We start from the raw sequence: 24,398 nt of genomic DNA on the forward strand, positions 1-24,398 counted from the left end.
GCGCTCTGACTACGTGAGGATCTTGTCCTCTTCATGGACGTCCGCTGAACGAGGGGTGCCGATGGGTGTCCAGATCAGCAGGGCCAGGCTGAACCAGACATAGAGGTTGCCGCCGATCAGCTCCAGCGGCGGGCGCGGGCGTTTCTCCCACAGCCAGGTCAGCCGGCTCGTCATCAGCAGGTAGGCGGCTCCACCCAGGATCTTCTGGTTGCGGGCGCCCAGGTCGACGCAGCGGACGATCGCCGGCAGCAGCCAGACGCAGTGGTGGATCCAGGTGACGGGGCTGATCAGGCAGCCGACGACGCCGGTCAGCGCGAGGCCGCCCATGATGTCGTCCGGCGCCTTGGCCACCCGCCACGCCCAGAAGGCCAGGGTGACCAGTACGCACACCAGCCACACCTTCGCCTCGACCTGCGCGATGGGCAGGCGGGCCAGGAAGCCGCGCTCCGACTGGTTGGACAGAAAGGACAGCACGCCGACCCGGTTGGTGTCCCACAGCGCCGACGTCCAGAACTCCCGCGACTCGTCCGGGAAGATGGCGGCCGCCAGCAGGGTCGCGCCGGCCGCGGTGCCGCTCGCCGTGGCGGCGGCCCGCCAGCGCCGGGTGACCAGCAGATAGACGATGAAAATGCCCGGCGTGAGCTTGATCGCGGTGGCCACGCCGATGCCGACGCCGGCCCACTTGCGCCCCCGGCCCAGGCCGAACAGCAGGTCCCCGGCCACGAGCGTGAGCAGCAGCGTGTTGACCTGGCCGAACGTGATCGTCTCGCGCACCGGCTCGAACGAGATGGCCAGGCACACCGCGATGCCGTACGCGAACCAGACCGTCCACCCCTGGCGACGGATCAGGTCCCGGGCGAACCACCAGATGAGCAACGCCGTGGTGAGCACCGTGGCCACGATGGCGATCACCACCACCGCGCCGAACGGCAGGAAGGCCATGGGCGACATGACCAGCCCCGCGAACGGCGGATACGTGAAGCCGTAGGGGGTTCCGGGCCGCAGCCAGTCGTAGACCATGCCGCCGTCGCCGCGGAACCAGTACTGGATCGCCCCGTAGTAGACCTTGGAGTCGAAGTACCCGTTACGCGTCTGGGCCAGATAGACGATCAGGAACGTGATCAGCCCGGCGACGCTCAGCAGCGCGATTTTTCGCTTCATGTACCGATTTCCAGGCTAAGTAGATGATGAACGCGGTCATGGCGACGGCACCCTGCGCCTTCACCGCCAGCGCCAGGTTGTAACCGTCCGGCAGGCACAGGGCGGAGGCGACCGCGCACGGCACGACCAGCCACTTCAGGTGGGTGTGCAGGGTGGCGGCAAGGACGGCGAGCGGCCAGAACGCGTACCAGGGGTGGAAGACCGGCGCGAGCAGAACGGTCGCCGCGAGGGCGTACCCGGCGTAGAGCAGCGCGTCGCGGTGGCGGGCTTTCCACCAGAGGTACGCGAGGACGACGGCGAGCGCCACGATGCCGAGAACCCGGGTGACCGGCACGGCATCCGGGCCGACGAGGTCGATCGTCATGCCGATCGCGGTGGGCAGCGACGTCCACTGCACCGAGACCCCGCTGCCGCTGAGCGCCGTGACCCACCCGAACCCGCGCCCGCTGACGAGCGAGACCCCCGCCAGAGCCAGAACCAACCCCCCGGCCAGTGCCGCGGCGGGTCGCCAGCCCCGCCGCACCGTGTTGTAAGTCGCCTCGCGGGGTGCCATCGCCTCCCCCGCCCACCCAGGGACGTGGCGAACGCTACGCCGCGGGGGCGACAGAACCGCGGAGTTATCCACAGGCAGCTTCCGACAATCGAGCAGGAGCAGCAGCGCGAATGGCGCCACGACAACCGCGGTCGCCTTCACAGCCACCGCCAGTCCCAGCAGCAGGCCGGCCGCCCAGCCCTTCCTGGCGATCGCGAACGCCAGCCCGGACACCATCAGCCCCACCATCAGCGCGTCGTTGTGCGCGCCCGAGATCAGATGGATCGGCACCAGCGGGCAGGCCAGCACCAGCCACACCGCACGACCCAGCGGAACACCGCCACGCCGGGCCAGCACCGGCAACGACACCGCGATCAGCGCGACGCCGACCAGGGCGATCACCCGCAGCCCGGCCAGCGTCCCGGCCAGGCTGCCGGTCTTGGCCGCGACGCCGGCCAGCACCAGAAACAGCGGGCCGTACGGGGCCGGGGCGTCGCGCCAGGTGGGGGCAACGGCGTCGGCCCAGGGACAACCCAGAACATCGACCCCGCCCGCGTACGGGTCGAGGCCCGCACTCTGCTGCCAGCCCTGGCAGGCGTACGAGTAGGCGTCGTAGCTCCCCAACGGCAGGAATGCCAGCAGGGGCAGCATCCAGAGCCCGGCCGTGACGTACGCCCAGCGCGCCGAGGGCACGGCACGCACACCGAGAACCCACGCGGTGATCAGCAGCCCCGTGCCGAGCAGCCAGGCGATCGGCAGCAGCACGCCGTCGTCACCAGCGAAGATCGTCCCGGGTTTGATCGTCGGCTGCCACGGATTCGTCGCGCCGCCGAGCCAGGCGGCCACCGCCAGGAGGACGCTGCCGCCCAGGCCCGCGTAGCGGACGACGGCGAGGCGGGGCATGGCGAGCACCCTATCGTGACGCGCTGTAGGGTTTGGTCGCGTGTGGGCCCGGCACCGGCTGGAAGTGTTCACCGCCGTGCTCGCGGCGGTGCTCGGCGCCACCTATCTGCTGCTGCCGGCCATGGGCTCCGACCTGGCAGCCCAGGTGGCCCGGGCCGATTTCTTCGCCGCGCACGGCTACACCCCCATCGACCTGCGCTGGTACGCCGGTGTGAACCAGCTCGGCTACAGCCTGATCTCACAGCCAGTGATGGCGTTACTGGGCGTACGCCTGACCGGCGCCCTCTGTCTGCCGTTCGCAGCCGTGCTCCTCGCCGTCCTGCTGCGCCGCACCGACGCCCCGCGCCCCCTGCTCGGCGCCCTGGTCGGCACCGCGTGCCTGGCCGGCAACCTGGTGAGCGGCCGGGTGACGTACGGCCTCGGGGTGTGCCTGGCCCTCGGCGCGCTGGTCGCCCTGACCACCCGGCAGGCGCCTGCCCCCATTTCTGCTGGCTGGCCGGCCGCCCTGCTCACCCTGCTGGCCGGGGCCACGAGCCCGGTCGTCGCGTTGTTCCTGGGCCTGGCCGGTGTCGCGTTGATCCTGTCCGGCCGGGTGCGCTCCGGCCTGCTGCTGGCGATTCCCGCCGCCGTCCCCCTGGCCCTGACGGCCCTGCTGTTCGGCGACGGCGGCTGGATGAACATCAGCCGCACCGACACCCTGCGCGCAGTGATCGCCGGCCTGGTCGTCGCGGCGCTGGTGCCACGCCGCCCGGTACGGATCGGCGCCCTGCTCTCCTCGGCCGGAGTCCTGGCCGCGTCCCTGATCCACACCCCGGTCGGCCTCAACGCCACCCGCCTGGCCGTGATGTTCACCCTTCCCCTGCTGGCCGCCTACGCCACCCTCCCCGTCCTCTCCCGCACCTCGCCGTGGACGGGTGCCGTCCGGCCACTACCCGGATGGGCGGTAGTGATCCTTGTAGCCGTGGCCTGCTGGTGGCAGCCCCCCGTCGTCACCGGCGACGTACGCGACATCGGCAACCCGACCGCGGACGCCGCCTACTTCCGCCCCCTGCTCGACCGCCTGGCCCAGGAAAGCCTGACCGGCCGGGTGGAGATCCCCGCTACGCGCGACTACTGGGAAGCCGCTCACATGGGCGACGTCCCCCTGGCCCGCGGCTGGCTGCGGCAGGCCGACATCGACCGTAACCCGCTCTTCTTCACCGAGATCCCCGGCGCCCGCGGCACCGGCGTACCCCTGACCGCCGACACCTACCGCGCCTGGCTCGACGAGCTGGCCGTCCAGTTCGTCGCCGTCCCCGACGCCGAACTGACCTGGTCGGGCCGCCCCGAGGCAGAGCTGATCAAGGCCGGCCTGCCCTATCTGACCGAACTGTGGAGCAACGCCGACTGGCGCCTCTACGCGGTAGCCGACCCGCGGCCCATCGTCGCCGCGCCGGCCCGCCTGGTCCGCCAGGACGCGGCCTCCCTGACCTTCGACGCCACCCCCGGCACCGTCCCCGTACGCGTCCGCTGGAACCGCTGGCTCACCGTCGACAACGACGCCACCCTGGAACGCCAGGGCGACTGGCTCGCCGTCAAGGTCACCGATCAGGGCCGCTACACGATCAGCAGTTGACGCTCGCTCAGCACCCGGTTCGGGGTTTCTGCCGGATGTTCGACTGCCGTTCCCGCGCGATCGCCGAATCAACGTCGCTCACCCGGCCACCTTCGGTAATCGCACCGAATTTCGTTCGGCACGGCGCTTCGGCGGGCGGGCGGATGCCTAACTTGAACCCATGTTCTCGCATGAACGGATCATCATCCGGCGCGGCCCCGAGTCGGGGCTGCCGATCATCGTGGCCGTGCACTCGACGGCGCTGGGGACGGCCCTCGGCGGCTGCCGCTTGAAGGCGTACCCGCAATGGCAGGACGGCCTGGCCGACGCCCTGCGGCTCTCGGCCGCCATGACCGACAAGTGCGCCCTGGCCGGGCTGCCCAACGGCGGCGGCAAGACCGTGATCGCCCTTCCCACCGGCGCCACACCGGATCCCGGCCTACGAGTGGCCGCCCTGCACGACGCGGGTTCGGTGATCGAGGAGCTGGGCGGCCACTACGCGACCGGCCCCGACGTCGGCACCGGCCCGGACGACATGGTCACGATCGGCCACCGTACGAACCATGTCTTCTGCCGCCCGGCCGGCGCGGGCGGCAGCGGCGACTCGTCCCCGGGCACCGCCGCCGGCACGGTCGCGGCTCTGCGGGCGGTCTGCCGCGCCCGATTCGGTTCAACCGACCCGGCCGGACGCTCCTTCGCGGTCGTCGGCCTGGGCCGGGTCGGCGGACGGGTGGCCCGGCTGCTCGCCGAGTCCGGCGCGAAGCTCGTCGTCGCCGACGTCGACCCGGCCAAGCGGTCCCTGGCCGACGAGCTGGGCGCCACCTGGGCAACGCCGGAAGAAGCCCTGACTGCGGCCGTCGACGTCCTGGTGCCGGCCGCCCTGGGCGGACTGCTGACCCCCACGAGCGTGGCCGCTCTGCGCTGCGCCGCCGTGGCCGGCCCAGCGAACAACCAGCTCGACACCCCCGCCACCGCCGACCTGCTGCACAACCGGGACATCCTCTGGGCCCCCGACTACGTGGTCAGCGCCGGCGGCGTCATCAGCGCCACCGCCGTCGAGCTGCACCACGAGTCCCCGCAACAGGTCACCGCCCGACTGGACGCCATCGCGGACACGCTCACCGAGGTGTTCGCGTCCGCGCAGCGCGACGGCGTCACCCCCAGCGCCGCCGCCACCGCCGAGGCCCGCCGCCGGGCCGGTTGATCAATCGCGAAGGGGCGGGCTGACCGGTTCGGCCCGGTCGTACGGCGGGTTGACCGGCGCGGCCGCCGACGGCTCGGCGAAGTACGCGTTGAGATGCGAATACGGGTTCATGCGCGGGTCGCGCGCCACCCGCGCATGCTCGATTTCCTGCCTACGCAGCGTCACCGCGAGGCGCAGTGCCGACCACACCCGCAACCGCCGCGACGAGTCGAGCGCCGCCAGCACCCGGGCCAGCGCATCCCGCTCACCCACCGGTACGCAGGTCAGAACGATGATCAGAGGGATGACGGCCGCGACGATCTCACTGAGAACGACCAGCAGCACGATGAGCGCAACAATCCCGGCCAGCAAGGTGAAAGTCATCGGAGTCCTCCGGTCCTGCAGATGAGGGCGGTGCGGCCGGCACCGAAGCCAGGCCGCTGTGATGACGCGTAGGGCTACCTACGAACGGGAAGCGCGACGGAGTCCGGATACACGGTGGAAGAAACGGGCCCGACCTCATCGTCGACAGATGAGAGAACACAGGTGAAGCGGAGATGACGGTCTGTGCTGCCCTCGCCCCTGACCCCTTACCCATGAATATCCACGGCTATGCAGGGTGACGCAAGAGTAACTCAGGGAGATGAATGAGTTCCTTCTGCGTCATTCATCATGGGAACGACCGGTTACCCATACCCGCACGCGTGTGGTTGCATAACGACTATGCAAGTCGCCCGCATAGAACTCCGGCGTTGCGGTATCGTTCGCCAGTGACAAAAACGCCCTTAACGGACGCTCAGGATGCGCCGAGGCTCACCTTCATCGCCACTCTCTGCGGATCAAGCACCTGCCCGACCATCTACCGCACTGACCGCGACACCTACGTGGTGCAGGGATACACCGTCACCGGCGAAACGGCTGGTCTCGATCTTCCGCCGGGTGAGCAACTGGTGGAGATTCCCGCCGGACTTCTCGCGGAAGCGATGAAGGCCGCGGCCGAACACGAGTAAGAGGAAGGGGGCGAGCGACATGAGCGACTCGCCCAACCTCCCACCGAGCCTCGACGAGCCGGTCGGCGTCGTGCTCGCACGCTGGCGCAAGGAGAGGAAACTCTCCGGCCAGGCTCTCGGCGAACTGGTGGGCATGAGTCAAGCCAAGATCTCGCGGCTGGAAACCGGCGTCTCCATCCCCGACATGCTCGACGTCCGGCGCATAGCCGAAGCGCTGGAGTTGCCCGCAGCCGAGGTCAGCCGCCTCGTCGCCCTGACTGACCGCCCCAGCGATCAACTGATCGATTGGCAGTCAGCCGAGCCGGATCTGCCGCACCGTCAGCACTTCGTACGGCAGCTCGAGGCGAACGCCAAGGAGATCCGGACCTTCCAGCCCTCGGTGTTCGTCGGCCTTATACAGACCAGTGAATACGCCCGGGCTGTTCTCACCGGACTGCAGGCCCAGCAGGCCGACGACCACAACATCGCCGAGAAGGCGCTCGCAGTCTCGGAAACGGTGGCCGCCCGCATTCAGCGCAGCCAGGTGCTCTACGAGACCGACCGGCAGTTCTTCTTCGTCATGGCCGAGTCCGTCCTCAGCAACCAGGTGTGCCGGCCGGCCGACATGCTCGCCCAGATCGCCCGCCTGCGCGAGGTCGCGGCCCTGCCCAATGTCAACGTACGGATCGTGCCGGAGTCAGCGATCTGGCCCGTCGCGGCCCTGCACGGCTTCGAACTGATGGGCGACCGATGCGTGATGATCGACCTCTACAACACCGGCCTTCTGTCGCGTGGCCGTCAAACCATCCGCTACTACCGCCGGGTCTTCGATGCTTACGAATCCGTCGCGACCAGCGACATCGAGCCGATCCTGGACGCGCATCAGAAGCGCTACGTACGGTTGCTCCCCGGCGCCGCGGCCTGACCCGTTGTGACGGAAGAGTTCCCTTCCGTACCGTTGATGTCATGACGATCCATGAGGACGCCACCACGGTCGAAGCGACCAGCATCGGTCTGCGACTGCATGCGCTCGCGTCCAACTGCAGCAGCGGCAGTTGCCCGACCGTGTACTCGACCGATCGCGCGACGATCGTGGTGCAGGGCTACGCCGTATCGGGCGAGAATGCCGGTGTCGAGGTGCCCGACGGCGAGCGCCTCGTCGAGATTCCCGTCGAGGTCTTGCTCGCCGCCGCCGACCAGATTCGTAAGCAGGCCTGAGACAGCGTCGTCACCAGGCGAAACGGCGCTTCTTCTTCTGCTGGCCGCGCAGGCCGCCGAGGAAGTCGGCGCCCTGCCGGAGCGCGCGGGTGCCGCGGCTGGGGCCACGCTTGGCTTCCAGCCTCTCGCTGAGCTTGCGGGCGCCCGCCGCCGCGAGCGGGACGGCAACGGCCATGATTGCGAAGCGCTTCACCAAGTTGAACAGCATGCAGGGGTAATACCCACCCGGGCGCGACTTAAGACTCGAGCACCCTTTCCATGGCGGCGCGGGAACGCCGGGTCAGGCGCAGATAGCGGTCGACGAACTCGCCCGGGTCGCCGCCACCCAGCAGCTGGACGGTGCCGGCCAGCTCGACGCCGTGGCGCGGCAGTTGGTCGTTGGGGCGGCCACGCACCAGCGTCAACGCGTTGCGGACCTGGGCCGCCAGCGTCCAGCCGACGGTCATCGCGGCCGCGTCCGCCGGGTCGAGCAGCGCGGCTTGGACGGCTGCGTCCAGCGCTTCGAGAGTGCGGGTGCGGCGGAGGTCGGGAACCGCGTACGCGTGCCGCAGTTGCAGCAGCTGGACGGCCCATTCCACGTCGGACAGGCCACCCCGGCCCAGCTTGGTGTGGGTGTGCGGGTCGGCGTTGCGCGGCATCCGCTCGACCTCGACGCGGGCCTTGATGCGACGGATCTCGACGACCTGTTCGCGGGTCAGGCCGCCCTCGGGGTAGCGCATCCGGTCGGCCAGCTCTTCGAAACGGCCGCCCAGCTCGGCGTCGCCGCAGACGAAGCGGGCCCGGAGCAGGGCCTGCGCCTCCCAGACCCGCGACCACCGGGCGTAGTACTGCTGGTAGGCGGCCAGGCTGCGGACCAGCGGACCCTGCCGGCCCTCGGGGCGCAGGTCGGCGTCGATGCCCAGCTCGGGATCGGGCGCGGGGGCGTTCAGGGCGCGGCGCAACTCTTCGGCGATGACCTGGGCGGCGGCGCTCGACTCGTTCTCGGGGACGCCGGCCGGTGGCTCGTAGACGAACAGGACGTCGGCGTCGGACGGGTAACTCATCTCGTAGCCGCCGAGGCGTCCCATGCCGATGATGGCGAAACGCAGCCCCTCGGGGCCGGGATGAGCGCGGCGGGCCACGCGCAGGGCCGCGTTGAGTGTGGCGTCGGTGACGTCGGAGAGAGCGATGCCGATCGCGTTGACATCGAGCGGATGGGCCGGGGCCAGCTCGCCGGCCCGGCTCAGGATGTCGGCGCAGGCCAGACGGAACAGCTCGCGCCGGCGCCGGGCACGAACGGCGGCGATCGCCTTCACCGGGTCGTCCGCGTAGCGGTCGGCGGCGGCCACGAACCCGTCGAGCAGCGACTCGCGGGAGCGGGGCAGCAGCTCGGTGTCGTCGGCGAGCAGCCGCAGCGCCTCGGGGTCGCGGGTGAGCAGGTCGGTCGCGTACCGGGAAAGGCTGATCACCCGGGCCAGCCGGCGGGCCACCGGGCCACCGTCGCGCAGCAGGCGCAGATACCACGGGGTGCTGCCGAGTTTGTCGGAGACGTGGCGGTAGTTGAGCAGGCCGCGGTCGGGCTCGGGAGCGTCGGCGAACTCTTGCAGCAGCATCGGCAGGAGGGTGCGCTGGATCGCCGACGTGCGGGTGACGCCCCCGGTGAGCGCCTGCAGGTGGCGCAGGGCACCGGCCGGGTCGGCGAAGCCGAGGATCTCGAGGCGGCGTCCGGCCGACTCGGTGGTCATGCGCAGCGCCTCGGCCGGCACCCGGGCCACCGCCTCGAGCAGCGGCTGGTAGAGCAGCTTGACGTGCAGGCGGCGCACCTGGGCGGCGTGACCCACCCAGTCGGAGCGGAACGCCTCGACGGCGTCGCTGCCGGGCATGGCCGTGTAGCCCATCGAGGCGGCCAGCCAGCGGAGGCCGTCCGGGTCGTCGGGCACGGTGTGCGTACGCCGGAGCTGTTGCAGTTGCAGGCGGTGCTCGACGCTGCGCAGGAAGCGGTAGCCGCGCAGCAGCGTCTCGCCGTCGTCGCGGCCCACATAGCCCCCGGTGACCAGCGCGCGCAGCGCCGGGATGGTGCCCGGGGCACGCAGAGTCTCGTCGATCCGGCCGTGCACGAGCTGGAGCAACTGGACCGCGAACTCGATGTCGCGCAGCCCGCCCGGACCCCGCTTGATCTCGCGGTCGACCAGGCCCGGGGGCACGTTGTCGATGATCTTGCGGCGCATGTCGCGGACGTCGGCGACCGCCTCGGGCCGCTCGGCCGCGTGCCACACCAGGGGGGCCAGGTCCTCGATCCAGCGCCTGCCCAGCGCCAGATCGCCGGCGGCCGGCCGGGCCTTGAGCAGCGCCTGGAACTCCCAGGTGCGGGCCCAGCGGCGGTAGTACGCCTGGTGGCTGGCCAGCGTACGGACCAGCGGGCCCCGGCTGCCCTCGGGACGCAGCGCCGCATCGACCGGCCACGCCACCATGCCGCAGATCTCGATGATCCGGGCGGCGACGATGGTGCCGGCGCTCAGGTCGTCGTCGTTGTCGGCGACGAAGATGACGTCGACGTCGGAGACGTAGTTGAGCTCGTTGCCGCCGCACTTGCCCATCGCGACCACGGCCAGGCTCGGCTCGGCGGCGCCCGCGGTCAGACCGGCCACGGCGATGGCGTACGCGGTGGCGAGCGTCTCGTCGGCCAGGCGCGACAGCGCGGCCATGGTCGGCTCGAGCCCGCGCCCGCCGGTGAGGTCGGCGGCGGCGATGCGCAGCAGGGAAATGCGGTAGGCCCGGCGCAGCGCGGGCACGCTGGGTTCGTCGCCCTCGACCTCGAGATGGCCCTCGGCGTTGGGCGGCAGGCCGGTCTTGCCGGTGGCCAGCACCCGCCAGTCGTCGGGGTTGGCCACCAGATGGTCGCCGAGCGCGGACGAGGCGCCCAGCACGGCGATCAGGCGGCGGCGCAGGCCCGCGTCGAGGGCCAGGGCGCCGATCAGCTCGTCGGTGGCCGCGTTGGTGCTGATCTCGCCGCCGGGGCCGGTGACCCGGCCGCCGTTGCCGCGGGCGGCGGCCCGCCCGGCCGCCTCGACCAGCCGGTGCAGCTGGCGCAGGGCCAGGTTGGGGTCGGCCGCGCGGGACAGCGAACTGAGCAACTCGGCGGCGTCGGCGTCGCGGGGCGCCTGCGTCTCGGCGTCCCACAGCCGCAGACCGGTCGCGCCGAGCAGGTCGGACGCGCGGACGCCGTTGTCGGCGAAGCCGTACCGGGCCAGCCGGCTGGGCCGGGTCACGGTCAGTTCCCCAGCAGCGGCAGGGTGCGGCCGGTGCCGGCGTCGGGTATGTCGGCGTCGGGCAGGGTGCCCAGAGCCAGCGAGGCGAACCGGGCGGCGAACGGCTGCCACACCTCTTCGACGTCGGGCAGCTGCTCGGCCGTCGCGTAGACGACCGCCTCGGGGTCGTAACCCAGCTCGTCGAGGGCGGCCCGGTCGCTCGCGGCCCACTGCTCGATCATCGCGGCGTCGCACTCGATGTGGAACTGGATGCCCCAGGCCCGGTCGCCGATGCGGAAGGCCTGATTCGGGAAACGGCTCGAGGCCGCGAGCAGCACCGCGGTGAGCGGCAGCTCGGTGATCTCGTCGCGGTGCCACTGGATCACGTCGGGCAGCAGCGGCACCCACTTGAAGAGCGGGTCCTTGTCGGCGGCGTCGCGCTTGCCCACCAGGCCGGGGCCGATCTCGGGCCCGCTGGTGCTGCGCTCGACCAGGCCGCCGTGCGCCGTGGCCAGCAGCTGACCGCCGAGGCAGACGCCGAGCGTCGGCACCCGATGGCGGACCGCCTTGCGCAGCAGCCCCTCGAGCGCCGGGAACCAGGGCGCCCCGGGCATTCCCTCGGCGTCCGAATACGCGCTCTGGTCGCCGCCCAGGACGACGAGCGCCAGATGATCGTCGAGCGTCTCGGGAAGCTCGTCACCGGCGTGCGGCCGCAGGACGGTGAGCTCGAGCCCCGCCTCGGTCAGCCAATCGCCCAGCCGGCGCAGGTCGTCGGTCGGATCGTTCTCGATGACAAGTGCAGTCGCCACAGTCACGAGGCTAGTCCCTCAGGAACTCACGCACGGAGGCGAGCCAGGCGACCGGATTGTCGAACTGGGCCATGTGGGCCGCGTCGGGGATCAGCCGCAGCCGGCTGCCGGGCACGGCGGCGTGCAGGCGGTGGGCCACCTCGGGCGGAAACGTCATCTCGCGCTCGCCGTGCAGGATCAGCACCTCGCCGCCCCACCGGCGCAGAACGGCAGGCGGGTCGTGCGGGCGGGCCGGTTTCAGCTTTCCTTCCGCGTACGGGCCGTCCCACGCGCTGGAGAAGCGGACCTCGGCCAGCACGGCCCGCCACTCGTCGGCCCGGTCGAGCCGCCAGATCGTCACCGGCAGGTCGGCCTCGGCCAGCGCCCGGGCCAGCGCGCCGTCTTCGCCGTTGCCGGTCTCGTCGACCTCGCCGCACAGGGCCGCCCGCTCGGCCGGGATGGCGGGCTCGAAATCGCCGTACGCCGTGGTGGACGCGAGGATCAACCGCCGGATCACCGCCGGATGTTGCTCGGCCACCCGCATGGCGACGCCACCGCCGTACGAGAAGCCCAGCACGTTGGCCCGATCGGCGCCCAGATGGCGGATCAGGGCGGCCACGTCGTCGGCGATCAGGTCGGGCTGCAGGGGCACGTCGCGGCTGGACCGGCCGCTGCCCCGCAGGTCGAAGAACACGACGTGGAACGCGTCGGCCAGCTCGGCCAGGGGCAGCAGATACGAGTGGTCCCAGGGCGGTCCACCGTGGATCACCACCAGCATCGGCAGCGCGGGGTCACCGAGACGGCGGACGAAGAGTTTGATCCCGTTGACCGGCTCGATAGCGTCCATGGCGGAAACCTAGACCGGGGGTACGACATGAACGCCGCACCCCTGCTGGTGCTGATGTCGGTCGTCTCGATCCAGTTCGGGCAGGCCGTCGGGCGCACCCTGTTCGACGATCTAGGCGCCACCGGTGTGGTGCTGCTGCGCGTGGCGATCTCGGCGGTGGTTCTGGCCGTGGTGACCCGGCCCCGTCTGCGAAGCTGGACGCGGGCGGCCTGGCGGGCGGCGGCGCTGCTCGGGGTCGCGGTCGCCGGTCTGAATCTGCTGTCCGCGCTGGCGTTGCGGACGGTCCCGCTGGGCGTGGTGGTCACGGTGTCGTTCCTGGGGCCGCTCACGGTCTCGCTGGTGCAGACGCGCCGGCTGCTGGACCTGTTGTGGGCCCTGCTCGCCGGAGGCGGGGTGGCACTGCTGTGGTGGCAGCCGGGCGCTTCGGTGCCGCTCGGCGGGCTCCTGCTGGCCGCGCTGGCGGGGGTGTGCGGGGCCGGCTACATACTGCTGACGGCACGGCTGGGCGGTCTGGTGCCGGGCGCGGGCGGGCTGCCGGTTTCGCTGACCGTCGCGGCTGCCATAGCCCTGCCGTTCGGCGCGACCGGCGCGGGTGCGGTCGTCGAGCGACCCGCTCTGCTGGTGGGCGCCGGGGCCGTGGCGCTGTTGCAGACCATTTTCCCGTACGTCCTGGAGCTGGCCGCCCTGCGCAGGCTGCCCACCCGGGTCTTCGGCATCCTCGCCAGCCTCAACCCCGCCGCAGCGGCGCTGGCCGGACTGATCGTCCTGGATCAGCGCCTGGGCCCGCCCGAGGTCATCGCGCTCGCCCTGGTGACGCTGGCCGGCGCCGGCGTCACCCTCGTGCCGGGCGCCAGCGGGCCACCAGCTCCGTCCCCTCAGTCTCGCCCGTCTCGTGAAAGCCGAGCGTCCGATACAGATGACGGGCAGCCGTGTTGTCGGCGGCATAGCTGAGCGCGACATTCGGCGTGCCCGGCTCGGCGATCAGCCGCTCCCGAAGCTGCCGGACGATCGCATGCCCGATCCCCTGCCGCTGGCGCCGCCCGTCGACCACCAGCCCACCGATCCAGGCGCTGCGGTCGTCGTCCATCCCCCACATGCGGATTCCAGGTGTCGCCGTAGTAGTAGTAGTAGTAGTAGTAGTAGTAGTAGTTGCACAGGCACAGGTATTGACATCCTCTCCGCCTTAAAGGACGGAGGTTCCCTCCACGCTGCGCGTGGAACACGCAACGTCCGGGTGGGTTACCGCTTCGCCGCGCGGTGCCGGGACAAGTCCTGGTCTTACCTGCGCTCCACGGTCGTTGAAGTCCGCCTGTCCGGCGGCCTTGATGTTGATGGCGGCGTTGACGTCCCGGTTGTGGTGACTGCCGCACGGGCAGTCCCACTCCCGGACGTTCAGCGCCATCTTGTGGTTGATCCGGCCGCAGCCGGAGCACATCCGGGTGGACGGGAACCACCGGTCGACCCGGCCGAACCTGCGCCCGGACCGCGCCGCTTTGTACTCCAACATGCTGGTGAAACTGGCCCAGCCCGCATCGTGCACGGACTTCGCGAGCCGGGTCCGACCGAGACCGACCACGCACAGGTCCTCGACGTACACCGCTTGGTTGTCGCGGATGATCGCCGTGGACAGCTTGTGCTGCCAGTCGCGCCGAGTGTCGGCCACCCGCGCGTGAGCGCGGGCGACCTGCATGACGGCTTTCTTGCGCCGGTTGCTGCCCTTGGTCTTACGCGAAAGTGCCTGCTGCAACCGCTTGAGTTTGCGGGCTGCGCGGCGCAGGAACTTCGGCGCGGTCACCTTGCTACCGTCGGACATCACGGCGAAGTGGGTCAGCCCCAGGTCGATGCCGATCTCCGGCTCGACCGGCGGCAGCGTCTCGTCCTCGCCGATGGTCACGACGAACGAGGCGGAATACCGGCCTGCCGCGTCCTTGATGATCGTGACGCTGGACGGGTCCGAGGGCAGGGTTCGCGACCAGCGGACCGCAAGGTCGCCGATCTTCCGCAGCCGCAGCCGGCCGTTGTCGAGGACCTTGAACCTGCTGTTCTTGGTGAACCGGACAGCCTGCCGGTTGTCCTTGCGTGAGCGGTACCGGGGCGGGGCCACCTTGCGGCCCTTACGCTTGCCCGAGATCGAGGCGAAGAAGTTGCGATACGCGGTGTTCAGGTCAGCGAGGGCCTGCTGCAACACCACGGCCGAAACCTCGCCCAGCCACGCCCGTTCCGCGGTCGCCTTCGCCTCGGTGATGATCCGGCGCGACAGGTCGCCGTCGGAGACGTACTTCTCGCCCGCCTCGCGGGCCTGCTGACGCAGCCGCAGCGCATCGTTGAAAACCACGCGGGCACACCCGAACGCCTGCGCCAGCGCGGTGCGCTGGGCGGCGTCCGGGGTGACCCGGAAGTTGTAACGGAGCTGCATGGACAACACCGTAACCTCGTACGCCACTACTACCAGGCCAACAAGCTCTGGTCCGGCTCGTACTTCGCCGGGTCCGTCGGCGGCGCACCGCTGAGTGTGATCAAGCAGTACATCGAGCAGCAGACCCGTCCCGGCTAAGGCACTGCTCGGGCCTGGCGGCCCTCCCAGCGCGGGCCTTCACCCCCGGCCTGAAGGCCGGAGCACTGGCCCGCATTCAGGTAGCTGACGGCGCTCACGAACCGCTGCTGCTCGCGGTGCACAGAAAGTTCGGCGCAGTCGCGCCAGTTCTCAGCGGTAACCGGAACCAGCTCGATCGTCGGATCGGGTGCCATCGCGCCGTCAGGAGATCGCGGCGCACACGATCAGGGCGGCGCCGAAGTGCGAGGCCGCGCTGACCAGGGCTCCACCGTGCCGCTCGGGGGTGCAGATCACCTCGCCCAGCTTGCCCGGGGTCATCCAGTCGAGCACCAGGAACGCCAGGCCCATGATCCCGATGCCGAGCAGGCCGAAGATGACCGTGGAGGCCAGGCCCCGGCCGAACGAGTCGTAGGTCGTGAAGATCGCGGTGAAGACGATGGCCGCGATACCCAGCTGGTTGGCCGCCAGCAGAAGCGAGGCGTTGGGGTTGCGCTCCACGAAGATCAGGTCGCGCAGCTTGCCCGGCGTGAGCACGTCGATGAGCAGGTAACCGACGGCCATCAGTCCGATGCCCACCAACCCGAACACGATGCTGCGCCCGGCACCCTCTAGCAGATCTTCCAGCACGGCCTCTCCCTTGTCATGCGACGTCAGGAGAGACCGTACAAGACAGTAGCTACGTCTGCGCATCCCTGCAGCCGAAAACCACAGGCGAACCTGGATTTACAGCGCGCCCAGGTAACGCTGCCGCTCGTACGGCGTCACCTCGCGCCGGTACTGCTCCCATTCGGCCGTTTTGTTACGCAGGAAGAAGTCGAAGACGTGCTCGCCGAGAACCTCGGCCACCAGCTCCGACTTGCTCATCACGTCGATCGCCTCGGACAGGTTCTCCGGCAGCGCCTCGTAGCCGGCGGCCTTGCGCTCTGCCGGCGAGAGCGACCACACGTCGTCCTCGGCGCCGGGGGGCAGTTCGTAGCCCTCCTCGATGCCCTTGAGGCCGGCCCCGAGCATGACCGCGAAGGCCAGGTAGGGGTTGGTGGCCGAGTCGATCGAGCGGACCTCGACGCGGGCCGAGCTGGGCTTGCCGAACGCCGGCACGCGAACCAGAGCCGAGCGGTTGAGGTGGCCCCAGCTCACGAAGGCCGGGGACTCGGTGACCACGTTCGGCAGCTGGAGCGGGAACAGGCGCTTGTACGAGTTGACGTACTGGTTGGTGACGGCGGTGTATTCGCGGGCGTGCACCAGCAGACCGGCGATGAACGAGCGCGCGGTCTTGGACAGCTTCTGCGGGTCGTCGGCGTCGTAGAAGGCGTTGCGCTCGCCTTCCATGAGCGACAGGTGGGTGTGCATGCCGCTGCCGGGCTGGTCGGTGTATGGCTTCGGCATGAAGGTGGCCCGCACCCCCTGGGACAGCGCCACCTCTTTGACCACGTGGCGGAAGGTCATGATGTTGTCGGCCGTGGTCAGCGCGTCGGCGTAGCGCAGGTCGATCTCCTGCTGGCCGGGGGCGACCTCGTGGTGGCTGAACTCGACCGAGATGCCGATCCGCTCGAGCGCGAGCACCGCCTGGCGGCGGAAATCGCGGGCGATCGAGTGGGTGGTGTGGTCGAAGTAGCCGCCGTTGTCGACCGGGATGGGCAGCGAGCCGTCGAGCGGACCGTCCTGCACCAGGAAGAACTCGACCTCGGGGTGGGTGTAGAAGGTGAAGCCCTTCTCGGCCGCCTTGGCCAGGGCGCGGCGCAGCACGTGCCGCGGGTCGGCCCAGGCGGCGCTGCCGTCGGGCAGCAGGATGTCGCAGAACATGCGGGCGCTCTCGCCGCTGGCGCCGCCCTCGAACGGGAACACCTGGAAGGTGGTCGGGTCGGGCATGGCCACCATGTCGGACTCGAAGACCCGGGCGAAGCCCTCGATCGCCGAGCCGTCGATGCCGATGCCCTCTTCGAAGGCGGACTCGAGCTCGGCCGGGGCCACCGACACGCTCTTGAGCGTGCCGAGCACATCGGTGAACCAGAGCCGGACAAAACGGATGTCGCGCTCCTCGAGAGTCCGGAGCACGAACTCCTGCTGTCGGTCCACGTTCACCCCTCGTGACGATGCCCTGACGAGCCAGTCTTCCCCGACTCGATTACGCCGAGATTACGCTGGCCCGGCCCCCGGCCGACGCCCCGGGTCACGATAATCGGGTTGTGAGAACCTCCACTCACCCCTGACTGCCGCGCTGTCCCGGGTGCGACGATTCGTCCATACCCGGGGACTGCACTTCCGCGGCCTCGAGGGAAGGAGAAGCACAATGTCGGAGATCCCGGCCCTGTACGGTGGCCCGCCCACCCGACGGGTACGCACCCGCGACCTCATCGCCGCCAAGAGCCGCGGCGACCGATGGCCGATGCTGACCTCCTACGACCAGTACACCGCCTCGATCTTCGATCAGAACGGCGTGCCCGTGCTGCTGGTCGGCGACTCGGCGGCCAACAACGTATTCGGCCACGAGACCACCCTGCCGATCACCGTCGACGAGCTGTTGCCGCTGGTCCGCGCGGTCGTCCGGGCCACCAGGACGGCCCTGATCGTGGCCGACCTGCCGTTCGGCAGCTACGAGGAGGGGCCGACCCAGGCCCTGCGCACGGCCGTCCGGTTCATGAAGGAGAGCGGCGCGCACGCCGTCAAGCTCGAGGGCGGGCGCCGCGTGGCCGCCCAGATCGAGGCGCTGACCGGCGCCGGCATCCCGGTCATGGGCCACGTCGGCTTCACCCCGCAGAGCGAGCACACGCTGGGCGGTTACCGCGTGCAGGGCCGCGAGCAGGACGGCGCCGAGGTGCTGGCCGACGCCCGCGCGGTGGCCGGGGCGGGCGCGTTCGCCGTGGTGCTCGAGATGGTGCCGGGCGAGGTCGCCAAGACCATCACCAAGGAGCTGGCGATCCCCACGGTGGGCATCGGCGCCGGCCCCGACGCCGACGCCCAGGTGCTGGTCTGGCAGGACATGGCGGGCCTGCGCACGGGTCGCATGCCGCGCTTCGTCAAGCAGTACGCCGATCTGGCCGGGGTGCTTGCTTCGGCTACTCAGCAGTTTGCGGCGGAGGTACGAGGCGGCGAGTTCCCGGCGTCCGAGCATACGTTTTAAGGCTTAAAGGCAGATTTCGTAGCGGGGTGGTGGGTAACCGACCGCTGCTCCCGCCGAGGGTCGCGGCGGGGTGAGCTGGCCGCTGGCGCGTCCAGGGCGCTCACCCCACCACGACGACGTGCGTGAGTGGTGACGCTCGAACCCCGCCACGCCGGGCCGCCCGACTGAATTCAGGCCTGCTCGAACCGCACCTTGCGGGTGGCCGGGTCGGCCTCGATCAGACGCGCCTGGATACGCGCGCCCAACGGCAGCGCACCCAGGCAACGCGCCCGCACGGCGGGATCGTCGATCGCGACCGTGCCGCCGGGCGGGCGGTTCTTCGAGGGCTCGTCGAGGTCGACCACGCCCGCGTCGAACAGCTCACCGACGCGGTCGTGCAGCAACACCGCCTCGGCCAGGTCGATCGCGCCGCGGTTGGCCGCGCCGGCCAGCCGGTCGGACTCGGATATCGCCTTGGGCAGCCGCGGCAGCGCCGCCCGGGCCCACTCCGGAATCGGGTCGCCGGCCGCGACGGCCAGGCAGACCTCGGTCGCGTAACGGTCGGCCAGCCGCCGCAGCGGGGCCGTGACGTGCGCGTACGGCGCACCCACCCCGCCGTGCCCGGTCTGCTCGGGCGGCGTCCCGTCGAACGGGGTGTACGCCGCGCCCCGCAACAGATCGGCCGCCTGATCGAGGAACGCGGCACCGCGCGGGCTGGCCGGGTCGACGGCGGCGACCACCGTGCCGACCGGTGCCCCCGCCGGCCACAGCACGCCCAGCGACTTCGCGGCGGCCTGGAGCTTGGCCACCGCCTCCGGCTTCGGCGCCGGCATCGTGCGCAGCAGGCCCACGCCGCCCCGCAGCATCAGGTCGGCCGCGGCCATGCCGGTGAGCAGGGAGATCTGGGCGTTGTGCTCCTCGATCGCGAGCGGCGCCCGGAGCACCAGACGCCAGCCGCCCTCGTGCTCCTCGACCTCCTGCTCGGGCAGCGGCAGGTTCACCGCCCCGCGCTCCGTGGCCCGGGCCGCGAGCAGCGTGCCGAGCTCGGGCAGCAGCGCCAGCGGCTCGGGCGGCGCGCCCGCGTCCACCTGCTGCTGCACCTCTTCGTAGCTGAGCTTGGCCCGGCTGCGGACCCGCGCCCGTTCGAGCGCCACCGAGGTTGTCGCGCCGTCGGCGTCGAGCTCGATCGTCCACACCACGGCGGCCCGGTCGACGTCGGGAAACAGGCTGACCGCGTCCTCGCTCAGCACCGCCGGGTGCAGCGGGACGCGGCCGTCGGGCAGATAGATCGTCTGGCCGCGGACCCAGGTCTCGGCCTCGAGCGCGCCCCCCGGGCTCACGTAGGAGGCGACGTCGGCGATCGCGTAGAGCACCCGGTAACCGCCGCCCGGCCGCCGGCTCAGGTGCATGGCCTGGTCGAGGTCCTTGGAGGTGGCCGGGTCGATCGTCACGAACGGCACGTCGGTGCGGTCGGCCACCGGCGGCATCGGCCCGGCGGCCGCGGCTTCGGCCTCGCCGAGCGCCTCGGGCGGAAACGCCGCCGGAAGCCCGAGCTCACCCCGCAGCGCAGCGAAGTCGATATGCGGCGCCCACACTCGTCTGATCGGCACGGCTCATTCTTACCAGCCGGCGCGCGCTTCGCAGTTCGGACGGGAGCGAGCCGCGGTTCAGATTTCGCCCGGTGGTGGCCCGTCAAAGCCCGGCTGTTGAAAGCAGGCTTCGACAGGACGCCGCCACGCAGGATCTGGCCACACGCCCGTCCGCGTCGCGCAGAATCTGGCCACACGCCCGTCCGCGTCGCGCCGGTCGGCCTCGCGGCCGAGGTCGGCCCGACCGAACTACGAAGCAGCCGCTGAAGCCGAGGAAGGGCCGCGCCGGAGTGGCGCGGCCCTTCCTTGTGCGGTGGTTCTAGCGGCTGCGGCGGGTGGCCGTCTTGCGGGGCTTGGCCGGGGCGGCGTCCATCATGTCCGCGGCCGGGGTGTTGCCCAGCGCGGCCTGACGGGCTGCGGCGGCCGTGGTGGCCCGCTTGACCCGCGACGCGTTGGTGGCCGAAGTCTTGGCGGTGGCTCCGGCCCGCGGAACGTTCGCCGTCCGCGCCGCCCGATCGCGGGTCGCCCCGGCCTCGTTGGCGGTGCTGCGCTTAGCCGTAGGCGTGGCGGCGGGCTTGTTGCCGCCGCGGGCCGCAACCGGGCTCAGCCCGGCCACCTTGGCCACCGCCGAGCGCGAGCCACTTGCCGAGCGGGAGCTGGTCGCCGAGCGGGAGCTGGTCGCGGGCCGGGAGGCCGCCGTGCCCTCGATCGCCGTGCGCCCGAGCGAGCGGGGCGGCGTGGCCTTGCGGGCCGTCGCCGCCTTGGTCGCGGGCGCCTGCTTCGCAGCCGTCCTGGTGGCCGGCGCCTTCTTGGCCGCGGCTGCCTTGGCCGTCGACGCGCGCTTGGTGGCGGCCGCGTTGGCGGCCGCGTTGGCGGCCTTCGTGGCCGGGGCCTTGGTGGTGGGGGCCTTGGTGGTGGGGGCCTTCTTCGACACGGCCTTCGTGGCGGGCGCCTTCTTCGCGGCCACCTTGGTCGCCGGAGCCTTCGTCGCCGCGGCCTTCCGGGCCGTCGTCGCCTTCGTGGCAGCGGTCTTACCGCCCGCGGTGGCGGTGGCCTTCTTGGCCGCAGTAGCGGTCTTCTTGGCCGCAGTGGCAGCGGCCTTCTTCACCGCAGTGGCGGCCGTCTTAGCCGCAGTGGCGGCCGTCTTCTTGGCCGCCGTCGCCTTGGCGGCGGCAGCCTTCGCCGGCGTTGCCTTCTTGGCCGGGGCGGCCTTCTTGGTAGCGGGCTTGGCCGCGCCGCTCGCCGCCTTCCGCGCCGTCGCGGTCGCCTTGGCGCCCTTGGCCGCGGCCGCCGCGGCCCGGTTGGCCGACGCCGCCGAACTGCGGTCGGCCGACGCGGCGACCCGGTTGGCGCCCGACTTGGCGCTGGTCGCCGCCGCCTTGTTGGCCGACGCGGTGGAGCTGCGGTGGTAACCGGCCTTCGCCGTGGTGGCAGCCGACTTGTTCGCCGACGCCGTGGCACTACGCGCGGCAGCACTACCAGCCGCGGACGCCGCCTTCGACGCAGCGGCAGCCGACTTGTTCGCCGCCGCAGTGGCACTACGCGCGGCAGCACTACGGGCCGACGACGCTACCTTGGACGTACCGGCAGCCGACTTGTTCGCCGTCGCCGTGGCACTACGCGCGGCGGCACTACCGGCCGCGGTCGCCGCCTTCGACGCGGCGGCAGCCGATTTGTTGGCCGACGCCGTCGCGTTGCGCGAAGCGGCGCTGCCGGCCCCCGTCGCCGCCTTCTTCGCGGCCGCGGTCTTCTTGCTCGCAGTCGTCATCGCACCAGCCTTGGTTGCCGCCGTCTTCTTCGGCGCAGCCTTCTTGACCGCAGTCCTGGCCGTCGTCTTCTTGGGCGCGGCGATCGTCGCCGTCGTGGTGGCCGGGCCCGGCTCGGCCGCCGCAACGGTGCGCCGCGGGGTCACGGGCCGCTTCGCGGTCGCCTTTGCTGCTGCCGATCGAGCCGCGGCGGGCCGGGCCGCAGTGGTGGCCGGCTTCCGGGCGGCGCCGGACGCGGTGGCCGGCTTCCGGGCGGCAGCGGACGCGGTGGCCGACTTACGGGCGGTGGCCGCGGTGGCCGGCTTCCGGGCGGCGGCGGGCGCGGAAGACTTCGTGGACTGACTTGCCCCCGTACGCGAAATACGGCTTTTGTCCGCCGTGGTGGCAGAACGGGGGGCCTTTTTGGCAGCGGCCATCTGGGTGTTTCCTCCTTGCGAATGACTGCGCGAATGGCTGCGGGCTCGTCTCCGCACGGAGACTGCGACGTTCAGTAAGAGAACGATCGATAGCGAAGCTGGAGGCGGCTGATTCAGCTGGCGCCTCGGTCAGCTGACCTCCCCGTTCCAGCGGGCATCTTCGGCGTCCCAGTCCGCGTTGCGCTTCTCGACCGTCTCGAGGGCATGCGAAGCTTCGTCGGCCGTGGCGTAGGGGCCGAGTCGATATTGAGCAGGACAAACGTCGTCGCCGTGCTCGACCCGATGGTGGCGGAGGCACCAGAACCAGCCACCGCCGGACCCACTGTCGCTCATGCAATCACTCTGCACCTCAAACCGACCATCCGCCACCGATTCGGGCAAAAAGTCCTAGATTTCCACATTGGATGATGAGGGGAAGAGCACAAAAACCGCCCCGGCCGTACGGCCGGGGCGGTTCTGTATTACTGGCGCTACCGGAGTTCGGCGGCGACCAATTCGGCGATCTGGACGGCATTGAGCGCCGCGCCCTTGCGCAGATTGTCGTTCGAGACGAACAGCGCGAGACCGTTGTCGACCGTCTCGTCGGCGCGGATGCGGCCCACGTAGGACGGATCGCGGCCGGCCGCCTCGAGCGGCGTCGGCACCTCGGACAGTTCGACGCCGGGCGCGCTCGCGAGCAGCTCGCGGGCCCGGGCCGGGGTGACCGGACGGGCGAAGCGGGCGTTGATCTGGAGCGAGTGGCCGGTGAAGACCGGGACACGCACGCAGGTGCCCGAGACGAGCAGCGACGGAAGATCGAGAATTTTGCGGCTCTCGTTACGGAGCTTCTGTTCCTCGTCGGTCTCGCCGAGGCCGTCGTCGACGATCGAGCCGGCCAGCGGCAGCACGTTGAACGCGATCGGCTTGGCGAACGAGCGCGGGGCCGGGAACTCGACGGCGGACCCGTCGAAGGTCAGCTCGGTGGCCCGGTCGGCCACCTTCTTGATCTGCTCGTCGAGCTCGCTGACGCCGGCCAGCCCGGCGCCACCGACGGCCTGATACGTCGTGGCCACCATCGCGACCAGTCCGGCCTCGTCGTGCAGCGGGCGCAGCACCGGCATCGCGGCCATGGTGGTGCAGTTGGGGTTGGCGATGATGCCCTTGGGCCGGTTGCGCGCGGCGCCGGGGTTGACCTCGCTGACGACCAGCGGCACCTCCGGGTCCATGCGCCAGGCCGACGAGTTGTCGACGACGACGGCGCCGGCCTCGGCCACCCGGGGCGCGAGCTCTTTGGAGCTGCCCTTGCCCGCCGAGAACAGGACGATGTCGAGACCGCTGTAGTCGGCGGCCGACGCGTCCTCCACGGTCACCTCGCCGTCACCCCAGGCGAGGGCGCGGCCCGCGCTGCGGGCGGAGGCGAAAAGACGAAGCTGCTCAACGGGGAAGGCACGCTCGGCCAGGATGCGCCGCATGACGCCGCCCACCTGTCCCGTCGCGCCCACAATGCCGATCCTCATGGCGACAAAAGTACGGCTTGATCTGCGTACGGAGAAATCAGTTTGCTCTTCGAGTTTCACACAGTGGGAAATATGTCCCACATTAAGGGACGGCGGGCATACGGTCGGTGGCATGGCGACGTACACCCATGGTCATCATGAATCGGTCTTGCGCTCGCACCGGTGGCGCACCGCAGAGAATTCGGCGGAGTACCTGCTGCCGCACCTTTCCTCCGGCGTGACGGTGCTCGACATCGGCTGCGGTCCCGGCACGATCACCGCCGACTTCGCGAGCCTCGTCACTCCGGCGAGAGTCACCGCCCTGGAGGTGACGGAGGACGCGCTGAACCTGGCCCGGGCCGAGATCATCCGGCGCGGGCTGACCAACGTCGACTTCGCCGTCGGCGACGTGCACCGGCTGGACTTCGCCGACGACACGTTCGACGTCGTGCACGCCCACCAGGTGCTGCAGCATGTGGGCGACCCGGTGGCCGCCCTGCGCGAGATGCGCCGCGTCGCCCGGCCGGGCGGGCTGATCGCGGTGCGCGACAGCGACTACGCGGCCTTCACCTGGTATCCGCAGCTGCCCGAGCTCGACGAGTGGCTCGGCCTCTATCAGCGGGTGGCGCGGGGCAACGGCGGCGAGCCGGACGCCGGTCGGCGCCTGCTGGCCTGGGCCCACGCGGCCGGGCTGACCGACGTGACAGCGACGTCCAGCACGTGGTGCTTGGCCACCCCGGCCGACCGCGAGTGGTGGGGCGGCATGTGGGCCGACCGGATCCTGAAGTCGGAGATGGCGGCCACGGCCGAGCGCACCGGCGCGGCGACCCGGGCCGACCTGACCCGCATCTCGGCCGCCTGGCAGCGCTGGGCCGCCGACCCCGACGGCTGGATGTCACTGCTGCACGGCGAGCTGATCGCCCGCGTCTAGGTTCTGTTTCGTAGTTGGGGTGGGAGCGAGGCGCGGTCCAGATTTCGTCTGGCGGCGTCCCGCGAAAACCCGGTTCCAACACCGGGAGCCGGGCTTCCACGGGCCACCACCAGACGAAATCTGGA

General features: G+C 71.0%; 25 protein-coding genes. 10 read left to right on the top strand and 15 right to left on the bottom strand.

Features of this window, described 5'->3' with window-relative positions; translation table 11 throughout:
* Positions 1-9: 9 nt before the first annotated feature.
* Entirely contained in the window at positions 10-1,161 is a 1,152-nt protein-coding gene (locus tag LXN57_RS45315) for a glycosyltransferase 87 family protein (RefSeq protein WP_251804511.1), read from the bottom strand.
* Positions 1,085-2,698: a polyprenol phosphomannose-dependent alpha 1,6 mannosyltransferase MptB gene (gene mptB, locus LXN57_RS45320; RefSeq protein WP_308206710.1), complete on the bottom strand. Its 1,614-nt coding sequence runs from the start codon at positions 2,696-2,698 to the stop codon at positions 1,085-1,087. Before mptB ends, LXN57_RS45315 begins: the two co-directional genes overlap by 77 nt.
* On the opposite strand from mptB, the gene LXN57_RS45325 reads away from it, so the two are divergent.
* Both LXN57_RS45325 and LXN57_RS45330 read left to right on the top strand, forming a co-directional pair.
* The gene (locus LXN57_RS45325; RefSeq protein WP_251804513.1) at positions 2,637-4,211 is read left to right on the top strand and encodes a hypothetical protein; all 1,575 of its coding nucleotides are present in this window, start codon (positions 2,637-2,639) and stop codon (positions 4,209-4,211) included. The two genes, mptB and LXN57_RS45325, sit on opposite strands and share 62 nt — an antisense overlap.
* 160 nt (positions 4,212-4,371) lie before the next feature.
* A complete protein-coding gene (locus LXN57_RS45330; RefSeq protein WP_251804514.1) occupies positions 4,372-5,394 on the top strand; it encodes a Glu/Leu/Phe/Val dehydrogenase dimerization domain-containing protein in 1,023 nt (340 codons plus the stop codon).
* On the opposite strand, the gene LXN57_RS45335 is transcribed toward LXN57_RS45330, so the two are convergent.
* Complete coding sequence (locus LXN57_RS45335) at positions 5,395-5,757, bottom strand: hypothetical protein (RefSeq protein ID WP_251804515.1); 363 nt, start codon at positions 5,755-5,757, stop codon at positions 5,395-5,397. It lies immediately after the preceding gene.
* A gap of 386 nt (positions 5,758-6,143) precedes the next feature.
* Between LXN57_RS45335 and LXN57_RS45340 the strand changes: the two genes are divergently transcribed.
* From LXN57_RS45340 to LXN57_RS45350, 3 genes are read left to right on the top strand one after another with little or no spacing between them, the layout of a single operon-like run.
* Entirely contained in the window at positions 6,144-6,383 is a 240-nt protein-coding gene (locus LXN57_RS45340) for a hypothetical protein (protein WP_251804516.1), read from the top strand.
* 19 nt (positions 6,384-6,402) lie between these two features.
* Positions 6,403-7,287, top strand: a complete 885-nt coding sequence (locus LXN57_RS45345) for a helix-turn-helix domain-containing protein (RefSeq protein WP_251804517.1) — start codon at positions 6,403-6,405, stop codon at positions 7,285-7,287.
* A 41-nt stretch (positions 7,288-7,328) separates the two neighbouring features.
* Entirely contained in the window at positions 7,329-7,580 is a 252-nt protein-coding gene (locus tag LXN57_RS45350) for a hypothetical protein (protein WP_251804518.1), read from the top strand.
* Between the two features lie 10 nt (positions 7,581-7,590).
* Here LXN57_RS45350 and LXN57_RS45355 read toward each other — a convergent pair whose 3' ends face one another.
* Genes LXN57_RS45355 through LXN57_RS45370 form a run of 4 tightly spaced genes read right to left on the bottom strand, consistent with a single transcriptional unit; the run spans position 7,591 to position 12,442 of the window.
* Complete coding sequence (locus LXN57_RS45355) at positions 7,591-7,788, bottom strand: hypothetical protein (RefSeq protein WP_251804519.1); 198 nt, start codon at positions 7,786-7,788, stop codon at positions 7,591-7,593.
* A gap of 28 nt (positions 7,789-7,816) precedes the next feature.
* Positions 7,817-10,828, bottom strand: coding sequence for a bifunctional [glutamine synthetase] adenylyltransferase/[glutamine synthetase]-adenylyl-L-tyrosine phosphorylase (locus tag LXN57_RS45360; RefSeq protein WP_251804520.1), 3,012 nt, complete (start codon positions 10,826-10,828; stop codon positions 7,817-7,819).
* Positions 10,829-10,830: 2 nt separating this feature from the next.
* The gene (locus LXN57_RS45365) at positions 10,831-11,616 is read right to left on the bottom strand and encodes a type 1 glutamine amidotransferase (RefSeq protein WP_251804521.1); all 786 of its coding nucleotides are present in this window, start codon (positions 11,614-11,616) and stop codon (positions 10,831-10,833) included.
* A gap of 10 nt (positions 11,617-11,626) precedes the next feature.
* Positions 11,627-12,442 (bottom strand): alpha/beta fold hydrolase, encoded by an 816-nt coding sequence (locus tag LXN57_RS45370; RefSeq protein WP_251804522.1) that lies wholly within the window; start codon positions 12,440-12,442, stop codon positions 11,627-11,629.
* Between the two features lie 27 nt (positions 12,443-12,469).
* Between LXN57_RS45370 and LXN57_RS45375 the strand changes: the two genes are divergently transcribed.
* Positions 12,470-13,393, top strand: a complete 924-nt coding sequence (locus tag LXN57_RS45375; protein WP_251804523.1) for an EamA family transporter — start codon at positions 12,470-12,472, stop codon at positions 13,391-13,393.
* Here the strand turns inward: LXN57_RS45375 and LXN57_RS45380 are convergent.
* Together LXN57_RS45380 and LXN57_RS45385 are read right to left on the bottom strand one after the other, a co-directional pair.
* Positions 13,275-13,538, bottom strand: coding sequence for a GNAT family N-acetyltransferase (locus LXN57_RS45380; protein WP_308206711.1), 264 nt, complete (start codon positions 13,536-13,538; stop codon positions 13,275-13,277). The genes LXN57_RS45375 and LXN57_RS45380 overlap by 119 nt on opposite strands.
* Before the next feature lie 87 nt (positions 13,539-13,625).
* Positions 13,626-14,858 (bottom strand): RNA-guided endonuclease InsQ/TnpB family protein, encoded by a 1,233-nt coding sequence (locus LXN57_RS45385; RefSeq protein ID WP_251804525.1) that lies wholly within the window; start codon positions 14,856-14,858, stop codon positions 13,626-13,628.
* On the opposite strand from LXN57_RS45385, the gene LXN57_RS48485 reads away from it, so the two are divergent.
* Positions 14,853-14,996 (top strand): transposase, encoded by a 144-nt coding sequence (locus LXN57_RS48485; protein ID WP_369077309.1) that lies wholly within the window; start codon positions 14,853-14,855, stop codon positions 14,994-14,996. The genes LXN57_RS45385 and LXN57_RS48485 overlap by 6 nt on opposite strands.
* Before the next feature lie 201 nt (positions 14,997-15,197).
* Here LXN57_RS48485 and LXN57_RS45395 read toward each other — a convergent pair whose 3' ends face one another.
* Complete coding sequence (locus tag LXN57_RS45395; protein WP_251804526.1) at positions 15,198-15,623, bottom strand: DUF350 domain-containing protein; 426 nt, start codon at positions 15,621-15,623, stop codon at positions 15,198-15,200.
* Positions 15,624-15,719: 96 nt separating this feature from the next.
* Positions 15,720-17,072: a glutamine synthetase family protein gene (locus tag LXN57_RS45400; protein ID WP_221376271.1), complete on the bottom strand. Its 1,353-nt coding sequence runs from the start codon at positions 17,070-17,072 to the stop codon at positions 15,720-15,722.
* 214 nt (positions 17,073-17,286) lie between these two features.
* On the opposite strand from LXN57_RS45400, the gene panB reads away from it, so the two are divergent.
* A complete protein-coding gene (gene panB, locus LXN57_RS45405) occupies positions 17,287-18,117 on the top strand; it encodes a 3-methyl-2-oxobutanoate hydroxymethyltransferase (protein ID WP_251804527.1) in 831 nt (276 codons plus the stop codon).
* A gap of 170 nt (positions 18,118-18,287) precedes the next feature.
* On the opposite strand, the gene LXN57_RS45410 is transcribed toward panB, so the two are convergent.
* On the bottom strand, positions 18,288-19,706 hold the full coding sequence (locus tag LXN57_RS45410) for an RNB domain-containing ribonuclease (protein ID WP_251804528.1): 1,419 nt from the start codon (positions 19,704-19,706) through the stop codon (positions 18,288-18,290).
* A gap of 298 nt (positions 19,707-20,004) precedes the next feature.
* Positions 20,005-21,453, bottom strand: coding sequence for a hypothetical protein (locus LXN57_RS45415; RefSeq protein WP_251804529.1), 1,449 nt, complete (start codon positions 21,451-21,453; stop codon positions 20,005-20,007).
* Positions 21,454-21,496: 43 nt separating this feature from the next.
* Here LXN57_RS45415 and LXN57_RS45420 point away from each other — a divergent pair, with 43 nt between their 5' ends.
* Positions 21,497-21,793 (top strand): hypothetical protein, encoded by a 297-nt coding sequence (locus LXN57_RS45420; RefSeq protein ID WP_251804530.1) that lies wholly within the window; start codon positions 21,497-21,499, stop codon positions 21,791-21,793.
* Between the two features lie 203 nt (positions 21,794-21,996).
* On the opposite strand, the gene LXN57_RS45425 is transcribed toward LXN57_RS45420, so the two are convergent.
* Positions 21,997-22,200, bottom strand: coding sequence for a hypothetical protein (locus tag LXN57_RS45425; RefSeq protein WP_221376276.1), 204 nt, complete (start codon positions 22,198-22,200; stop codon positions 21,997-21,999).
* Between the two features lie 137 nt (positions 22,201-22,337).
* Positions 22,338-23,363 (bottom strand): aspartate-semialdehyde dehydrogenase, encoded by a 1,026-nt coding sequence (locus tag LXN57_RS45430; RefSeq protein ID WP_251804531.1) that lies wholly within the window; start codon positions 23,361-23,363, stop codon positions 22,338-22,340.
* A 112-nt stretch (positions 23,364-23,475) separates the two neighbouring features.
* On the opposite strand from LXN57_RS45430, the gene LXN57_RS45435 reads away from it, so the two are divergent.
* Positions 23,476-24,273, top strand: a complete 798-nt coding sequence (locus LXN57_RS45435; protein ID WP_251804532.1) for a class I SAM-dependent methyltransferase — start codon at positions 23,476-23,478, stop codon at positions 24,271-24,273.
* Positions 24,274-24,398: the final 125 nt, after the last annotated feature.

The organism is Paractinoplanes hotanensis, assembly GCF_023717965.1.
Taxonomy (GTDB): domain Bacteria; phylum Actinomycetota; class Actinomycetes; order Mycobacteriales; family Micromonosporaceae; genus Actinoplanes; species Actinoplanes polyasparticus.

Coding starts and splice junctions, on each gene's coding strand:
- LXN57_RS45435 (WP_251804532.1), top strand. CDS start 23,476: ATGGCGACGTACACCCATGGTCATCATGAATCGGTCTTGCGCTCGCAC.
- LXN57_RS45350 (WP_251804518.1), top strand. CDS start 7,329: ATGACGATCCATGAGGACGCCACCACGGTCGAAGCGACCAGCATCGGT.
- LXN57_RS45315 (WP_251804511.1), bottom strand. CDS start 1,161: ATGAAGCGAAAAATCGCGCTGCTGAGCGTCGCCGGGCTGATCACGTTC.
- LXN57_RS45370 (WP_251804522.1), bottom strand. CDS start 12,442: ATGGACGCTATCGAGCCGGTCAACGGGATCAAACTCTTCGTCCGCCGT.
- LXN57_RS45385 (WP_251804525.1), bottom strand. CDS start 14,858: ATGCAGCTCCGTTACAACTTCCGGGTCACCCCGGACGCCGCCCAGCGC.
- LXN57_RS45425 (WP_221376276.1), bottom strand. CDS start 22,200: ATGAGCGACAGTGGGTCCGGCGGTGGCTGGTTCTGGTGCCTCCGCCAC.
- LXN57_RS45345 (WP_251804517.1), top strand. CDS start 6,403: ATGAGCGACTCGCCCAACCTCCCACCGAGCCTCGACGAGCCGGTCGGC.
- LXN57_RS45335 (WP_251804515.1), bottom strand. CDS start 5,757: ATGACTTTCACCTTGCTGGCCGGGATTGTTGCGCTCATCGTGCTGCTG.
- LXN57_RS45430 (WP_251804531.1), bottom strand. CDS start 23,363: ATGAGGATCGGCATTGTGGGCGCGACGGGACAGGTGGGCGGCGTCATG.
- LXN57_RS45380 (WP_308206711.1), bottom strand. CDS start 13,538: ATGTGGGGGATGGACGACGACCGCAGCGCCTGGATCGGTGGGCTGGTG.
- LXN57_RS45330 (WP_251804514.1), top strand. CDS start 4,372: ATGTTCTCGCATGAACGGATCATCATCCGGCGCGGCCCCGAGTCGGGG.
- LXN57_RS45415 (WP_251804529.1), bottom strand. CDS start 21,453: ATGACGACTGCGAGCAAGAAGACCGCGGCCGCGAAGAAGGCGGCGACG.
- LXN57_RS45355 (WP_251804519.1), bottom strand. CDS start 7,788: ATGCTGTTCAACTTGGTGAAGCGCTTCGCAATCATGGCCGTTGCCGTC.
- panB (WP_251804527.1), top strand. CDS start 17,287: ATGTCGGAGATCCCGGCCCTGTACGGTGGCCCGCCCACCCGACGGGTA.
- LXN57_RS45375 (WP_251804523.1), top strand. CDS start 12,470: ATGAACGCCGCACCCCTGCTGGTGCTGATGTCGGTCGTCTCGATCCAG.